Below are 17,281 nucleotides of genomic sequence, written 5' to 3' on the forward strand. Positions count from 1 at the left end.
GGTTTTACCGTGGAGGTCTGTAGCTCGATCTGTTGGTAGCTACCCATTTTCCAGTCACTGGATCTCGCTCAAAGCCCAAAATAGAGCCGGGACTGACCTTGTTAGGCGGAGGGGGGGTAAACCGAGTCTCTAACTGGGTGGCACCAATTGAACGGCTAGACGCAGTAGACGCAGTAGACGCAGTAGATGCACTAGACGCTGTAGGCGCGGTACTGCGAATCGATTGTGGAGGCGACATGGAGGTGGCCGCGTCAGAGAGCATCGTAGGGCTGAACTGAGTGCCTGCGTCAACGCCTATACCTGTTGCCACTGTTTGGGTTGAAATATTATTGTTGAATGGCGTTGTCACTTTGCGCCAGAGTCGTCCAGGAGCAGTGCCGAATCTACGCCCGAAGAAAACATCACCTTCTCTGGCGATCACCCGCGGTCCGCTCAGCGAAGCGGCGCTGTCAGTTTGGGTGCCAATACTGGCGGCCTTGCCCGCTCCCTTCGCCGCCAACCTGCTGTAACCTATGATCCCCAACGTACTCAGTGCACTGGTAATCCCAAGCCCGAATGCCCAGTCATTAACCGTTTCGTTCATTGTCACCAGCCCTACCACAGAAACAACTGTGCCAGCCACGTCAATTGCCAGGCTGGCTGCGCCGAGCGAGAACGCCATGGTTAAGCCCACCGGCGGCAACAGCATGAAACTGACCACAGCGAAAACAGCACCCAGCGCTACACCAAGCCAGGATCGCCAGTCGGCCTTGGGCTTGGGTTGTGCAACGGGGGGCACGTACGGGTACTCTGTGCTGTTACGCATGCCGTAATGGCCGCTTGGGTCGTACCAGTTGACTGGGTTGCCGCCGCAGTACACATACGGGTTGATGCCGGCATTTTCTGGTGACGCCGAGTCCGGGCTGTGGAAGCGCATCAGCCCTGGGTTATAGGCGCGGTAGCCGCGCCCCAGCAGCGACCAGCCCAGGGCGCGCTCGCGGACTTCGCCGTTGAAGCCAAGCAGGCCCACCAAGGGGGCGTTGTCCGGTGAGTCGCCATAGGCGCTGTAAGTATTAGCGTGCAGTTCGTCTTTGCTGCATTCACCAATCACGCTGTTCGCCGCGTCGGTCATGAACAAACGGTTGTCTGCTGTGCTGGCAGGGCGTTGTAGCCCCAGGGGGCGCTCGCCTGCATACAGGTACTCGGTGAGCAAGTCGGCGTCGCGTGTACTGGTTAACCGGTAGCCCTGGTAACGGCGCGTCACTTCCGCGGCTTGCTCATGGCGCACACCTATCAGGTCGTTGTGGCCGTCATAGCGGTAGCGGTAGAGGGGTAGCCCATCGCTGGAACGTTGTACTTCCTGCAAGCGACCGCGGTCGTCGTATACCAGCTTGTTGCCCTGCTCATCGTTCAGCAAGTTGCCCTCGGCATCGTGCTCGAAGGCCTGGCTGGCTGGGTAATCTGGCTGCAGCGAGTGCTCTGCCTGTTTCAGGATGAAACCGTCGTAGGTGTAGAAAGCCTCGTCCGATGTGCCATCGGCAAAATCGGTATAGCACTCGGTCAGGTTGTTCAGTTCGTCGTAGACGAAAAACTGATTCTTGATAAACCGCCCAGCCCCGTTTTGTGGCAAGGCAGTGCCTTGGCAGTTGTGCTGCTCCAAGCGGTCGAGCGTATCGTAGTCAAAGGTTTCCAGTAAGAGTTGCTTGCCGTCACGGGTAAGGGTGCGGCTACGTAGCTGGTCATCTTCCTGCCATGTCAGGGCGATGCTTTGGCTGAGGGTGGTGCCATCGTGCCGTGTGAGGGTTTGCTCGCGATTTATTTCCCTACCCAGTTCATCGTAAGTCTGCAGGCACACCAATACCTGGGTGTTGCTCAGGTCTTGGGTGGTGGTTTTCCACAGCCGTCCGAGAGCGTCATACTCGAACTGGGCAACCAGGTCGCCCTGGCAGGTCTTTTCAAGCTGGCCCAGGTCGTTGTAGGTGTGGTCCACCTGAACGCCGTCACTTTCCCGATAACCTAACTGCATTCCCTGAAACGAACTGCGGTAGTCGCAATGGTGGCCGATGGCGCCCTCGCCCACCCATTGGGTTCTCAGCAGGTAGCCTTGATCGGTGTAGGTATAGCTATGCGTGCCTTGGGCGTCGCTGGCCGAGCTGATAGACGAGGTTCTGGGATCGTAATCGAACGTAGCGCTCTTAGCAGTGTTGACGTCGATCTGGCTGGGTTGGGCAGAGCGCGCAGGGCGGTAGTGGTAGGTAAAGGTGCGCTGCGCTGTTGTGCGGGTTTCTACCAGCGAGGTGTTGCGCTTGTAGTTATAGGTTTCCTTTTGTTTGCCGGCCGTCAGGGACTTCAAGCGCTCCAGGCCATCGTAATCCCGTTGCCAGGCAAGGGTGGGTTCAAGGTCTTTACGCCGCTCGACCAGCAGCTGTTCGGCCAACGGGGCGGCACTGTGTAGCGCGAAGCGGCTGAGTACGGCCGACTGGTCGGGCCGTTCGCTACGGGTCACCCGGCCTTCGCTGTCGTAGGTGTATTTTCTGATCCGGCTGACCGGCTTGTCGTTCCGTTTGAAGGTGTGTTCTTCAAGGGTGCAGCGGCCAAGGCCGTCGTAGCTGAAATCCCGGCGGCCAACGATATTGCCTGCGTCGTCCAAGCGGTAGTGAGCTGCCGGTTTGTCGAAGCCATTGCTTTCGGTAACCTGCTGCTGCTGACGCACACCAGGGTTGCCCGGTGTTTCGACCCATTGGGTGACGATGTCGCCAGCTTCGCCGAACGGGGAGAATTCGCTGTGCTGGGTAACGCCGTGGGGCAAGGTGGTCTTGCACAGCTTGCCCCATGCATCGTATTCGAAGGTGGTTTGCAGCGTCAGGGTCTTGTCGTCGAAGTAGTCGAAGGAGGTTTCGTCTTTCAACTGGCCCAATTCATCGTAGTTGCGCTGTGCTACCCGCTCACGCTTGCGTGGTTTCTCATCGCCCGCTGCGGTGTCTGGGTCTTGTGCAACTTCCGCTTCGCGTTCTTCGGTCACCATGCGGCTGCAGCCATCGAAGGTGAGCACGGTGATCACGCCGGTACTGCTGGTGACCGACTGCGTGGCCAGCCCGGCAGCGCCTTCTTCGGGATGGTTCACTAGCCCGTACTCATAGCGCTGCTTGGACTCCTCCATGCCCTGGCCCGGCGCTAGGGTTTCCTCCACCACGCGGGCCAGGGCGTCGTAGCGGCGGCGAATGCTGTTGCCGGTGTCATCTTCTTCGTAAACGTTCTGACCATGTAGGCTAGATACAGCCATGCTGGTGGTCTTTTGCACCAGATCGAAGCCGAGCACGGTTTCATCGGTCCAGTACTCCAGGCCATAGACGTCGTCGACGACCTTGCGGTACCCCCATTCGATACGTGAACTGCGGCTTTCAATGGCCCGGCGCACCGTGTCGGTACTGTCGTCACCATAGCGGGTGGTTACCTGGTAGTCGGGGCGGCCGTGCAGGAAGGCATTGTCAGGCAGGTTCAGGTAGCCCCGTTCCACCTTCAGCAGCAGCTGTTCGCGCTCATCGGGCTGGCTGGGATTGAACACTTGCAGCACTTGTTCTTCACAAGGCGCAAGCCACTGGCTCGCCTGGCCAAGGCTGGCTAGCGCCGGGAAGGCTTTGTAGGTTAGCCGCGTACGTTGCACGGGGGCGTCGTTGGGCATATTGGGCACGGGGTAAACCGTTTTGCATTTCAAATTGCGCACAAAGCCCTGCGGGTCAGGCGGACAGGCCCAGGTGTCTCCGTCTTTTTCGCCTTCCTTGTCATAGTACTCGTAGGTGGTGCGTACACCGGTGGGGGCTTGCTCCTCGGTGACGTTGCCGTAATCGTCGAAGTGGGTGATCGCGGTTTCCAGGTGCAACTTGCTGGCGTCATCACGCAGCTTCCAGCGTTTGGTGATGGTCTTGGGCAATTGGAAGTAGCGCGGCTGATCGTCGAAGCCGATGCCGGGGCGTTCATGGAAAACAGTTTCGGTTTCTTCGATATGGCCATCCTGTTCGAGCGTTTGCTTGGTCATCAGGTGGTAGCGGTTGAACGTCTGTGTCTGCTTGCGTGCGACCTTGCCTGCTTTCCAGTAATGGGCGGTGACGCTGTAGCGGTAGGAGGATTGTGCGCGGTACAGGTTGTCTTCGCCGTCGTCACGCCAGCTGATACCGCTGTTGCTGCCGACAAAGCTGTGTGCCACTTCGATGCTGTTTTCCTCGTCGAAGTGCTCGTAGGTGTAGGTCGTCCTCATCGGTGGCTGATCGGCGCGGGGCTTGACTTCATGGCTGGTCACCCGTGGCCAAGCCCTTTGAGGGTTTGTCCCGGGCAGCAGATGGCCAGGGTCGTCATTCTCCCCGTAGCGGATTTCCTCCACGGTGCCCGAGGGTGCGGATACTTTGGCAAGGCAGGTTAGACCACGGGCGGTGGTGTAGCCGAAGCGCCAGTTGCCGCCCACTTCAGGAGGCAGCTTGACCTCAACCAGTACTCGGTTTTTAAGTTCCAGCATGTAGCGCATGAACGGAAGGCCTTCAGCACCGGCCCCAGGGTGAGCATCAATGGTTACCCTGCCATCGGTGTACTTCAACGCCAGCAGCTGTGCGCCATAGTCATCAACGATTTTTTCCAGCCGGCGGTTTTCTGGGACGTAGCTGAGGGTTATCCCGTGGCCGGAGGGCGCCCTGACTTTGCTGGGCAGCGCAATAGGGTTGAGCACATCGTGCAGGGTCAGTATTTCCACAAGGCCAGACTTGTGCTCCACCCGGTACGAGCCATTTTCGCCGTCGTCGTAAAAGTGAAAGCTATGAATTTTCTTTTCACGCATAGCCGGTTGCGGACCACTGCCAGTGACCTTGTAGCTTTCCCCCGTGTGCAAGGTAAGCATCTGGGTCGCGGGGTCGTATTGGGTCAATGCTAACTGCCAGCCGGTGCCAAAACCCGAGTCTTGTGTGTTGAACGGGCTATACGACAGGCGCAAGGGCAGGTTGGGGCCGGTCAGGTCATTGCCGGCCGGCATTTGCAAGTCGATCGCCAAGTTGTATTGGCCCGTGCGCTGGTCGACCTGGTTTTGTACAAAGCTCTGGAAGTTGGTGGCGTTGCTGTGAGCACCCGCAGAACTGGCCATGTTCAGTTACCCCTCTCGGCAAAGGTGACTACGATACAGGCGAGCTCTCCTTGCTTAATTGGGTCACCTTTGCCGGTCACCCTGAAGCCACGGCTTGGCGCATTGCTATCGATGCCGTTGTTGGTCAGGTAGCCCGGTTTCTCGGGGCTACCAGCGTAGGTCCATAATTTGTCGATGCCTATTTTTTCCAGCGAAGCGTTGGCTCGGCTTGTATCGAGTTCAACCCAGGCGCTGTTGACCTTTTCACAACGCTCGTTATTAGTGAGCAGAAGCGTCGATTTGATCGGTACGTTCCGAATGCGGATGGCATGCGGCGCTATGACGCTACCGTCTACTTCCGCGCACTCTTTTTTGGGGAGCAGTTTCTGGGGTAAGCCGCCAGGTATTGCCGTCAGTTCCAGCCCGCAAGCAGGCTCGGTGTTGTTATCCACTGTCTGGTACAGGGCGAGCATAGGCGTTGGGTCGGCCTGGGGTGAATCTGCGGTGCCAGCACCCAAGGCGGCTGTGCCATACACAAGCACGGGTGCGGCCAACATCAACTGTTTCATGGTCGATGGGATGGCTAGGCGCCAGCAGTTTAATGGTCTCATATTTAGGCTCCCTGTTCGTTCAGGTGACTTGAACAGTTAGAAGAAACGTATTTACGTCGTTGGGTGAATAAGGCGGTGTGTTCGGAGCTTATTGAACTTGTTGGGGTGTGACACCTATTAGAATTAACAGGTGCGCTAAAGGTGCCTGGGTGGGCATCGAGGGGGCATGCAAGTTTTTGAAGGGTTGTCACCTGGTAGATTTATCAGGTGCAAGCGTGCCTTGAGCGGGCGTGCTACCTGTTATTTCTGCCAGTAGCCAGCGATGGGCAGTAGTCTGAAAACTAGGGGCATCTCAACCCGCCTGGAGCCTATCCATGGTGCCTCAACGCCCAGTGAAAAATAGGGGACAACAGTCCCCGCGTAACCCCGCACCTGAAATCCCCGCGCAAAATGCGTTGGGTGAAATTGACCTCAATGAATTAAATGGCCAGCCGTTGAAGTTTCTGATCAAGGATGCGGACTTAAAGTTCGGTCAGTATATCTTCCCCGTCTGGCGAGGTCTCGCCGCAGACGGCACGCCTTTTGATGACCTGGGTGCGCAATGTGAAGTGCCTGTGGACTACGACACTACAAAAACGATGGTGGCCGAGATTTCTAATCGTTTTGTTGAACCCTTTGATGGTGGGTGGGCATTTTTATCATACAAGGTTGATGACCGGGCAGAGAGCACCCCGGATTCACACCGCGTCTTTTGTTACTTGGGTTTGCGCGACCGTGGCGATGTTACCGAAGCCCTGGCGGTTGCGCAGGCGCGAGAGTCGCATGACCGTGTGATTGTCGCAGCAGACCTTGAAACAGAAGGTGTGCGTTTGCTGGCGCCAAGTTACCGGGCCATGCAGGCCGGCGACCGCATCGAACTGGTGGTGCGCAAGTTCAATGCGGCAGGCGACGAGGTAACGCCTCCGGCGAGCGAGTTGTTTGAGGTGACCGAAGCCAATGTGGGCGAACCTTTGCAATGGCAGGTGGCCAAGTCGCATTTCATTCGCGTGCAGGAGGGCAGGGTAGCGTTTCAGTACACCGTCACGCTGGTCGGTAACGGCGAAGAAGTTGTTTCCCCTGTGCAGGAAATGGCAGTAGCCAGGGCTTCGAGCCCCGTTGACCTGTTGCCAGAGGCTAAGCTCGATGGTTTTACGGGGGCGCCGCTTGACCCTGGCAAGTTTCCCGACGGGGTAACTGTGCGTGTGCCGGTAAACCCCGATGTGCAAGCGGGGGACTACTTGCTTCTGCACTGGAAAACACCTCTCAAGACCGAGCCTGAGGTGCAGTTCGCGCGTATGGATGCCAGCAGCCTGGAAAGCGATGAAACCGTGTTCCGAGTTGACGCGGCGTTGCTTGTGCCGGGTGATCACCAAGTGTTCTACCAAATTGCGCGTGCGGGCCATGCGCTGACGTCGCAACGCCTGGATGTCGAGTTCGAAACGGCACGCAACCTTGCTGCGCCAAGCATCGAGCGCGCTAGCGAAGATGGCAGTGGCAAGCAAGTGCTATTGGCGGACAGCGCGATTTTAGGGGCTTACGTCACGGTGCCTGATGTGCCTTTGCGCCCCGGCGAACACCTTGAGGTTCACTGGGACGGTTATGAGCATAACGGCAAGCAGATTACCACCACGCCGGTGGAGGAAGGCGGCCGACGCTTCAAGATTGACCCCAGCGTGGTGGCTGCGAACATGCACCAGCCCGGCGCGGATAACAGCAGGCGTTTTAAAGTGTTCTACCACATCGTCGATGACGAGGGGGGGCGCTCGGCGGCGTCCCAACCTGTGGACTTGCGTGTTCAGCCGCTGACGTTCGATAACAATATCAAGTGCCTGCAAGCCCAGACCAACGGCGAACTTTGGCGGTCCAAGCTTGTTGCGAACGGTGCAATGCTCGAAGTGTCCGGCGCGTTACTTTGGCCGTTCGCTGCGCCAGACCAACTGTTCACACTGGCCATTCAAGACGGCGTCATATTACGGGATCGAGTGCCGGTGACACCTGTCGAATTTGCTAACAAGCGGATACAGCAATGGTTGAGTGTTGCGGTTTATAACGGCTTGGACGAAGGCAAACAATACACCATCAGCGGAAATGTCAGCTTCGACAAGGGCGACAGTTGGCATAAACTTCTGCCGCTGTTAATCATTCCTAAAAAGTCAAAGTAGACGAAGCCGGCGTCGGCCCAAATCCGTCTGACGGTCGGGTTGGCGTCGCACCAATCAATGCATGGGCATGGAGACTAAAGCGATGAAAATTGAAAGTGCTGGAGTGGCTCAAGCGGTAGAAAATCAATCACTTGAAGCATTTTATAAAGCAATGGATGCGGGCCCTAAAACATGGGGTTGGGATGCGCTGTTAGTGTTTTCCAGGAGCGCTACAAACGCGCTGCTCTCGCAGGAGTACATTGATCGGGCGCATATTCCGGAGTTGTTCTTTCCCCCTTTACCCGATGGCAATGTCGACTCCGGCAATGGTATCGAGCATGTCTTGCTCGGGCTGCGTCTCGACAAGGCGAGGCTGTCGTTCGAAAATGCAAACTTGAAGGACCCGAAAGCTAAGTTGCAAATGCGTCTGGTCGGGGGGAAGCATCTTGAAGTGATCGAAACATTTCTGGATGGCAAGCCGGTCAGGAGCGTGCAAGCCCTGATCCTCTACAACGCCGCTACGCACGCTGTGCTGGATATGAACATTACGTTAGACGCCGTAGCCGGTGCCGTTGATGAAAGCGGTAAAGTTTTACTTGATATCAATAAAGGTTATGACCATCTGTTCAGTGGTGGCGGCACTGGGCCTGAGCGCGTTCGCTTGGGCTTGTATTTCAAAGAGCTGTTTGAAACCTGGGCGAAGGAAAAGAAAGAAATACTGCAGTTCCCGCTCAGCGAACTGGCCGTTGACGATACTTCACTGCTCAATCCCGGCGTCTTTATGTTAGGGACTCATGCAGAGCCCGGTGCGAAAGTGTTGGGTAGTGCGAATCAGGGGGACGGTGCAGTGGTGGTGTTCGTTGCCATGCGCGGAAATGATTCAGGTGCTTATCCTCCAGAGGATAAAGATTTGTTGTACATGCTGCCTGATTCGACTGACCCGTATACCAGTAATTTAGTGTTGTCGCACAAGCTGGTTGCGCAGCACGTCGTGAAGCTGGGCTTTGACCAGTTTGACTGGATGAAAGGAAAGTTTGACCTGGTGGCGTTGAAAGACGACCGCTACCGAGTGGATGAAAACCGCTACAAATTGGTGGCCAACGCCATGAGCGGTGGAGCCTATGCCGAGATCGATTACTCTGATACCAACCATGGTGGGACATTGCAGCCGTGGCGCTGGAGGTTGAACATGGTCGGCGCCACCATCAACCTGTTTGACGAGGGCAGCGAAGTTGTTTTCGATAAAAGGATGCTGAAGATAAACTGGTCCTCCGCTATGCCAGTGGGTACTTTGGTGTATTGGCTTCAGACCGGCAATTCCTCCGGCGACACCATTCCTCTGCAGGTCTCTGCGAAGGTAGAGATTCGTGCAGATTGTAAGTTTGATGTTTCGCGGGAGGCCAATAAAACCACGCTTAAGTTTTCGGTGAGCAACTTTGAATCGAGTGTAGAGATTTCTATTCAAGACGGCTTCCGTTCTGGGGATGCTGGCAAAGATGCCAGAGCAAGATCCGAAAATCTAAAAGCGCCACTGGAGGCTGCATTGATTAAGGCTGCCAAGGAAAAACTTGAGAGCCTTAAGAACATGACGTTCGAAATTGATGCGTTGCGTCTTAACCAATTGCTATTCCGAGGCGATAATGTCGTTGATCCGCGCGATGTGGCGGTGCCGAACGACTTGACCCTGCTCGGTAACTTGGCGCCCAAGCGCACCGCGATGTCCATCACGCCTCTGGAACCGATCGTGGCAAGCGGTGGGTTTATTGATTTCAGCGCCTCGTCTACAAGCGGTATCACCTGGACAGTGGAAAATCTCCCTGGCGAAACTGGAGAAACTGGGAAGTTCGCTACACCGTCGGTGGGGCGATATACGGCGCCATCCGATGACGCCTTGGTTACAGAAGGCCAGCGCCGAGTGATTGTGAAGGCCACCAGTGGGGAGCAGGTCAGCCGCGCGCTGGTCAGCATCGTACCTAGCCATGTCTCGGTGAACCCTTGGGTGGCGGTGGTAAGCCTGGGCAAAAATTATGCATTGTCGGCGGGCACTCCCGATAATGCCGAGCTGAAGTGGAATCAGCCAGAACTGGGTAAAGTCGATAAGGATACCGACCCGCTTAACCCAGGGGGTCAAAAGTACACCGCGCCAACCACATTGCCTAAGCGTGAATCAAACCAGCCGAACCATTACAGAGTGCTGCGCCTTGACGAGGTCACCGTTGAGCCGGCTGCAGGTGGCACGCCCGCGACCATCGACATGCTGGTCGTTGGGGCCAAGAGCCCCAACTACTGGATAGAGCCAGCAGTCAATGCCGATGGCTCCGTGGCGCTGCCTTTCTATAGGCTCAATCTAGACATGGAAAAGGTCAAGGTACCTGAGCCAATCGAGTGGAACGTGCTGCGCGGTAGTGGGACCATTGACAGCAACACCCAAACCTATAAGCCCGCACCCGGTTCTGACGACCAGTACGTCATCATATCGGCCTTCTACGTCAACGACTCCCCCGATACCCACGACTATGTGATTTTGCCACTGCCATTCGTACCGGTGCGCAATTACGCCGAGATTCTCAGCCCAACCATCAAGGAGGTTTGAGATGAATACTAAGGCTACTTCGCATGAAAAACAGGAAACATCGGCACGCCTAGGCTGGGGTGGCATGCTTGCCTTGGACCGCAGCCTCCTTGACCTTGTGCTACGTGAGCAGTATCTCGATGCGCTTGCTAACTTTGGTGCGATGGACCCTATCCATCTGGAGGCCTACCTTGACGAGGGCGAGCGCATCAGCGTTTCGGTGCAAGGGATGGTGCTGGGCGCGCCTCAGGTCGGCTTCCAGAACGCAACAGGGTTCAGCTCGGACTTGACGCTGCGGATGAACATCATTGCCGGGGAGTACATGCGAATTCTGCATCTTCCTGGCAGGCCTAAGCGCGTCGTGGAAAGCTTCACCATCACCGAAGGCATGGGCTATCGGGTCGAAGCACCGCTGGCCCTGAAGTGTAGCCGGCCAAAGACGAGCCGGTTCGCCTCGCTGGAGTTAAACCTTGCCCGTGCGGTCGAGTTTTCCACCAATTTGGGGCCAACCGAGTATGCCGGGGTCATGATTGGCCGGCGCTTGCAGGAATCGATCAGCTATATGCGGGCTTACCAGCTCACCTATTCCCTGGGCCGTTTCGTCATGGACGACTACCATCCGCTGAGCCCGGAGCAGTTCATGGTGCGCACCATGCTCGCACCTTGGGGAAAAAGTGAAGGTAGCCCCCGGTACGGGGACGGGGCAGCGCTGGTCTTCATGAAACTGGGGATCGACCTGCGCGCAGGGGGGCAGCCAACCCCGGGTAACGAAATCCCATATCCGATCGCAGAGAGTGCTACCAATTTGCCGGGTACCCTGATCCTTGTTCCGGATATCGCAGAGCTCGGGGCTGGTGGGGTGAAGGATGTGCTCAGTACCTTCAGCCTGCCCAACGGTTACGAGTTCGTTACTGGTACACCGCAACCAGGCATCGACCTTGTGGTGCCCGGACAGTGGACAAAAACGCAGAACGCCGCAACGGTAGAGCCTGCTTTGGCGAGCGTGGTATCCGGGCGCACCATTGCTTTCACTGTTGATGGCGCGCCTGGCCCGGTGCAGTGGTCGGCCACCAACCTGAAACGCCCAGCGGCGGTCGGCACATTCAATGGTGCCATCTATAGTCCGCGTCCTGCAGGTAGTTTCGTCGAGGACCAGCAGATGGTGCTGGTGACTGCCACTTCGGCTGAAGGCGGTGACGCAATGCGCAGTCATGCCTTGGTCATGGAAACCGCCCGAGCGGTGCAGGTCGTACCGCGCGTTGCCACCTGGGTGCAAGGTGAAGATCCGATCGAGCTGCGCGCCTCTAGTGTCGATGCCGGTAGCCTGCAATGGAGCCTAGTGGAGGCAGTACTGCTGTCGGAGGGGGAGCAGCGAGTTCAGACGCTTGCCAACCCGATAGGGAAACTTGAAGACAAGGGGGGCGGCCGGGCCATTTTCACGCCCGACCCGCCTGGCAGCGACCGCGATTTGTTCAAGGTACAGCGAATCCGTTGCACCAACCGGCAGAACGGGGACAGTGCTGAAGCTTCGGTGGTGGTGATCAGGTGGCATGCGGGCCTGAACGTGGTGCCGTTCCACGTGGTGCAGGGGCTTTCGGTTCAATCCATACCCTTCACGGTAATGCCTGACGAGCCTGAGCTAGACCTTGGCCGCGATATAACGTGGACTGTGAATGGCGAAGGCGTGTTTGTTGGCAACGTTTACACGCCTCCGGAAAATCCCCGATCACCCATTGCGGTGGTGACTGCGTTCGATGGCGTTGAGCGCACCGGCTACGCCATCGTCGAGTTCAGCGAAAGTCGGCAGGCAACCGCTGGCCTTATGTCATGGGAGAGCCTTAGCACCTTTGAACTTAAAGCCATCAGCGCGCCGCAGTGCTTTGCCAATGGCTGGCAGCAGATAGAAGTTGAGGTGACCGTTGCTGCGAGTAACGATCACAACGATCAACCGGTCGAGATCTCCGACGCCGATTTGGCAACGTTGAAGTTCTTGAATGTGGACAGCAACAACGAGCTACCTTTCCTGGCGCCGGATGAAGAAGCCTTGGCCGTTGGCAAGGCGGATGAAGAAGAGGAGGACTGGGCGGTAAACAGAGAGGCGAACAACATCGACCGGCAAGCAACAGCGCCCGCTGGGGGGAGCGCGCCGTTGGCGGCCAGAACCCGCCGATTCTACCTGCACTCCCGTAAGGCGGGGGTGATCAAGGTGATTGCGTCGATACAGAACACCTTGACGGGCAAGACGGTCACGTCTGCAGCCACCGGCGAGAAAGGTAAGCTCGAGTTGCGCGGGCTGGTCACCCCGTCCTTCACGCAGGAACTGTATTCCTTCAAGCGCACGCGTGTGGCGGGCGATGCGTCACCGTCCGAGGGCGATGAATTCGCTTATGTCGATACCAGTACCGACAACTGGTTGCTGGAGCACGTCCTCAGAGAGGGCCGAGTAATCAAGTTCGCTCGCCTATTCATCAAGGATACCGACCCAAAATCGGCTGTACGGTGGTCTTGGGAGCCCGGGACGTCGCCGGGGCCAGTTCTGGACGATGATTTCGTCAGCTTCACTGGGTTCTCCTTCCAGTCGGTTGATGGCCGAGTGAAGGACGATTTGCTGTTCGACGGACTTCTTTACCGCATGGCCAAGCATCGAACGTATGCACTGCCGACGAAGGTGCAAGGCACCAAGCCCGGTGCCGGGCAACTGATGATCGTCCTGCAGCGGGATACGGGGTTTGTTCTCTCGAGTAAAAGCGAGGAGTCGGGTTATCGCCAGGCGCTTGAAAAAAACTTGGAGTTCACGCTGCTGGATGTGGAAGGTAACGAACATCCCCTGACATTTTCTTTTGCTGTCACGGCTGACGAAGAGAGGCAGGGCATCACCCACCGCGATGTTCTGAAACTTTCAATTCGTTGAGCAACGGCTCACCTGGGTGCACGGGTGTGCCGAGGTGAGCCCACCATTCTTTTTCGGATGATAAACAAGATGGCTATTGAAACTGTACTTCACTCCAATGCACTGAATGCGTCCAGCTTTGTGCAAAATAATGTCGACCCACGTACTGGCCAGTATGCGGTAAGTATCAACTTGCCAGCCCTTGTTGGTAATTATCAGGTCGGTCCAGAGCTGCCCATTCGCCTGGTGTTCAATCCATTCAGCGACAACAATGTCGGCTTCGGCCGGGGGTGGTATGTCGACCTTACTCAATACGTGCCGGCTACGCGCATGTTGCGGCTTCACACCGGAGAAAGTTTCAAGGTGACCGGGTCTGGTGCAGAGCCGGGCATCAAGGAAAGAAAACTCGAAAGCTTTCGTTTTTTCGATGACAGTGAAGGGGGCAAGAAACAATACCGTGTGGTGCACAAGTCCTATATGGAAGAAGTGCTGAGCGAGTACGGTACCGGGGATAATCTTGTTGCACTGCCGTCTGAGGTTCGCGCCGCTTCGGGCCATCGTATTCTGTTGAGCTACACCGCCAACCAAAGGCTGGAGCGCATTGTCGACGGCACGGGTCAGGCGTTGCTGGAAATCAGCTATGGCAGCACGGTAACACTCAAGCTGCACCCTGGGGCCAATGGCGGCAAGCCGGTCGCCGAATACAAGCTCAGCCTGGTCAATGAGCAGTTGCGTCAGGTCGACTTGCCGGCCGAAGTGGGTGGCAACTGGCGGTTCGAATACACCACGTCTTTTGGTCTGACCTGCCTGGCCAAGGTTTCGACACCCTACGGTAGTGTGGAAGATATCCGCTACGGTGAGGGCGGTGATACAGGCCATCTGCTGCCAGGCGGTGGAACCCGTGCGGCGTTACCGCGTGTGACCTCGCATACGATCAACCCTGGCGGCGGCCAGCCGTCGATGAAAACCAGCTACACCTACACCGTCCTGCAAGATAGCATTGAGGCGCCGAACAACTTCGTCGGTAACGGCAGCGGTATCAGCTGGCGTGACGATGGTGAGGACAACCTCTATCGTGGCCGCTCCACCTACCTGTATGGCAGCACGGCGTCTCAATGGGGTAAAGGTGCGGATGGCAAGGACCAGGTATTGCGCACCACTCATCGCACGTACAACCGTTTTCACTTGCAGGTGGGTGAGGTCGTGGTGCAAGGCAAGAACCAACTTGTCAACAGCACGACGTATCACGGCAATGTAACGACTGAGTTCGACAATCAGCCGCGTAACTTCCAGTTACCGCTGGAGCAAACCCGGGCGTGGTCACTGCTAGGGGATGCTTCCAGGTTTCGCCAAGAGCCTGCCACCAGGACCGTATATGACCTGCATGGCAATTTGGTCGAGCAGATCCTGCCCTCCGGGCAGCGCACCGTGATCGCGTATTACCCTGCCGAAGACGACCCGGACGGCTTCGTACGCAACCAAAAAAGCGTGACGGAACATCCCGCAGCGGATGGCGACGAGCCTGCGCCGGTACTGCGAAAAAGCTTCCAGTACAAGGCGCTCGCTCGGGTAGCTTATCCGGGTGCCTCGATCAAACGATCGGCGTCCGATTGGCTGGTCCTTACGCAGGAAAGCCTGTGTGAGGTCGTTGGCGAGGTAGAGCAGGCAGCGTTGAAAGTGACCACCGTGAGCCCGGTCGATGACCCTGCCGACTTGCTGCGCCATGGGCGTTCATCGCTGGAAACCCTGGTCATGGGGGGTAAAAGTACCACGACCGGTTTTACGTACAGCTTGGACGACCTCAATGGGCACCCTGTGCTGGTGACCGAGCAGCAGGTGACCGGCTTTGATCATGGGAGTATCGACCAAGAAACTGGCGAGCCGCGCCATGTTCGCAAGGTGATCACGCTGAAGCATTCGATGCTCATTGGCGAGCCGTTGCTCAATCGCGATGACAACGATGTTGAAATCGAGTACGCCTACGATGCGTTACGCCGTGTGGTTCGTGAGACGGTGTCACCCAATGACGGTGCGTATACGGCATCTCGCACTTACACGTACGGGCTTGTGAGCGCACCGGGTGGTCAGGCCGTGCAAACCCGAATAGACGTCAAGGGAGTTGCCATCAACTCATACATTGATGGCCTGGGGCGAGTGGTGCGCGAAGAGCGGCACGATGCTGACGTCGACGCAGAAGATGTCCGCCTGCGTCAAGTCTTTCGCCCGCGCAGCTCGTTTACCTACGATGAACTTGGCCAATTGACCGAGGCAACCGAATACGACTGGATAGGCGAACAGCAAATGTCGTTGGCGACCCAGTATGCCTACGACGATTGGGGCGTACAGTGTTGCGAGACAGGGCCGGACGGGGTCAAGCGGTTCCAGGAGCATGACCCGATCGGCTCCAACCCTGACGGGACCGACCCCGAGGGCAATCTGCCCACCCAAACCGAGTGGAGCGAGTCTGCAGATGGCAAGCTGAGCCTGGGCAAGACCATCACCTGGTTGAACCTGTTCGAGCAGCCTGCCCAAGTGCAGCGCTTTGACCTGGCGGATAAAATGTACGCCACGCATGAGTACTTCTATGACGGCTTGGGGCGCAATGTACGGGAGATCGATGCGCGTAAAGCCGTTACCCGCTCCGGCTATGACGCTTTCGGCCGCCTGGTCGACCAGACACTGGCGGACAGGTCGGTGGTGCATCGCGACTATGCCGTGCACAGCAGTGAAGACTTGCCGATCAGTATCAGTGTCAACGGTGTCGTGCTGGGGGAGCAGGTTTTCGACGGTCTGAACCGTATGATCACCTCTGTTACCGGCGGACGGGCGCGGCACATGCACTATGAGCCTGGCCAGATCAAACCGAGCAAGGTGCGGACAGCCGCAGGCAATGTCATCGAGTATCAATACCTTCCTCAACTGGGTGAGGAGCCTCAACTACGGCGCATTCCGGGTAAGCAGGCCGACTATACATTCGACCCGCTCAACGCCCGGCTTACCCACTGCAAGGAGGAGGAAGAGGAATTGAGCCGCGTCTATTTCAGTACCGGCGAAATCAAGCAGGAAACCCGCGTTATCGGCGACGAAACCTGGACCATGGAGTACGGCACCAGCCTGTTGGGGCGCCAGTTGTTCTATAAGGATGTTCTCGGCCAGACGCAGACCTACGATTATTACCCCAGCGGCCTGTTGGAGCGTACTGCACTGGGGAGCACAAGCAGTTGGTTCTTCTATGACGGGCTGAGCAATTCACAATGCATACTCACCCTGGATGGCACTCAAGGACTAGCCACCGAGCTGGAGTACGATCACCAAGGGCGCGAATGCCTGCGTCGGTTTGTGTTCCTCAGTAGCGTGCCTGAAGCGCCGATCAAAGACTTTACGTTCGCCAATGAACGTGTGCAGGCGCTGGTTGCAGAGGCCGGGCTTTTGGTGCAGGCAGTACAGGAGCTGGCGCAGGAATACAGCGTGCTCGACCAGATCACGTCAAAACGCTTGAGTGATAATGGCACTGTCTTGCGTGAGGAAACATTCAAGTACGACCTGCGTGGTCGGCTGGAGGAATACAGTTGCGATGGGCTGGTTTCCCATAGCCCGACCGACCCGGCTGGGAAGACTATTCGTCAGCAGTATTTCGAATTTGATGCGCTCGACAACATCACCTGGGTGCTGACCGAATTCGAGGAAGAGGACGGCAGCAAGGGCAGTAACGAGGCTACCTATCTATTCGACAATGAAGACCCTGCGCAATTGAGTGGCGTGCGGAATACCCATTCCGACTATGCAGACTTCACATTGCAATACGACAAGGACGGCAATATGAGCCTCGATGACAAGGGCAAGACGCTGACGTACGACGCCCTGGGCCGCCTGAGCAGCTATGACGGCAGTGGTTACAGTTACGATCCTTTGGACAGGTTGTCAGGCCAGGCGGTATGAAGGCAGATGAAGTGAAGATCGGGCCGAGGAGCTAGTGCCCCTCGGTTAAGCGGATACTCAAGCAAA

Annotated in this window: 6 protein-coding genes; 4 read left to right on the plus strand and 2 right to left on the minus strand. The window is 57.1% G+C overall.

What is annotated here, in order from left to right:
* Positions 1-4: 4 nt before the first annotated feature.
* On the minus strand, positions 5-5,104 hold the full coding sequence (locus tag B2J77_RS06275) for an RHS repeat-associated core domain-containing protein (RefSeq protein WP_078478201.1): 5,100 nt from the start codon (positions 5,102-5,104) through the stop codon (positions 5-7).
* A gap of 2 nt (positions 5,105-5,106) precedes the next feature.
* The gene (locus B2J77_RS06280; protein WP_145255131.1) at positions 5,107-5,694 is read right to left on the minus strand and encodes a hypothetical protein; all 588 of its coding nucleotides are present in this window, start codon (positions 5,692-5,694) and stop codon (positions 5,107-5,109) included.
* 314 nt (positions 5,695-6,008) lie between these two features.
* Here B2J77_RS06280 and B2J77_RS06285 point away from each other — a divergent pair, with 314 nt between their 5' ends.
* The 4 genes from B2J77_RS06285 (at position 6,009) to B2J77_RS06300 (ending at position 17,215) form a co-directional block, all read left to right on the plus strand.
* Complete coding sequence (locus tag B2J77_RS06285; RefSeq protein ID WP_153302488.1) at positions 6,009-7,835, plus strand: hypothetical protein; 1,827 nt, start codon at positions 6,009-6,011, stop codon at positions 7,833-7,835.
* An 82-nt stretch (positions 7,836-7,917) separates the two neighbouring features.
* On the plus strand, positions 7,918-10,407 hold the full coding sequence (locus tag B2J77_RS06290) for a hypothetical protein (protein ID WP_078478203.1): 2,490 nt from the start codon (positions 7,918-7,920) through the stop codon (positions 10,405-10,407).
* A 1-nt stretch (position 10,408) separates the two neighbouring features.
* Complete coding sequence (locus tag B2J77_RS06295; RefSeq protein WP_078478204.1) at positions 10,409-13,297, plus strand: hypothetical protein; 2,889 nt, start codon at positions 10,409-10,411, stop codon at positions 13,295-13,297.
* 69 nt (positions 13,298-13,366) lie between these two features.
* Positions 13,367-17,215, plus strand: a complete 3,849-nt coding sequence (locus B2J77_RS06300) for an RHS repeat domain-containing protein (protein WP_194286097.1) — start codon at positions 13,367-13,369, stop codon at positions 17,213-17,215.
* The last annotated feature ends 66 nt before the right edge of the window (positions 17,216-17,281 follow it).

The organism is Pseudomonas parafulva (genome assembly GCF_002021815.1).
GTDB lineage: Bacteria > Pseudomonadota > Gammaproteobacteria > Pseudomonadales > Pseudomonadaceae > Aquipseudomonas > Aquipseudomonas parafulva_B.

What these genes read in the sequence shown, in the direction of transcription:
- B2J77_RS06295 (WP_078478204.1), top strand. Translation starts at nt 10,409, where the DNA reads ATGAATACTAAGGCTACTTCGCATGAAAAACAGGAAACATCGGCACGC.
- B2J77_RS06290 (WP_078478203.1), top strand. Translation starts at nt 7,918, where the DNA reads ATGAAAATTGAAAGTGCTGGAGTGGCTCAAGCGGTAGAAAATCAATCA.
- B2J77_RS06280 (WP_145255131.1), bottom strand. Translation starts at nt 5,694, where the DNA reads ATGAGACCATTAAACTGCTGGCGCCTAGCCATCCCATCGACCATGAAA.
- B2J77_RS06285 (WP_153302488.1), top strand. Translation starts at nt 6,009, where the DNA reads ATGGTGCCTCAACGCCCAGTGAAAAATAGGGGACAACAGTCCCCGCGT.
- B2J77_RS06300 (WP_194286097.1), top strand. Translation starts at nt 13,367, where the DNA reads ATGGCTATTGAAACTGTACTTCACTCCAATGCACTGAATGCGTCCAGC.
- B2J77_RS06275 (WP_078478201.1), bottom strand. Translation starts at nt 5,104, where the DNA reads ATGGCCAGTTCTGCGGGTGCTCACAGCAACGCCACCAACTTCCAGAGC.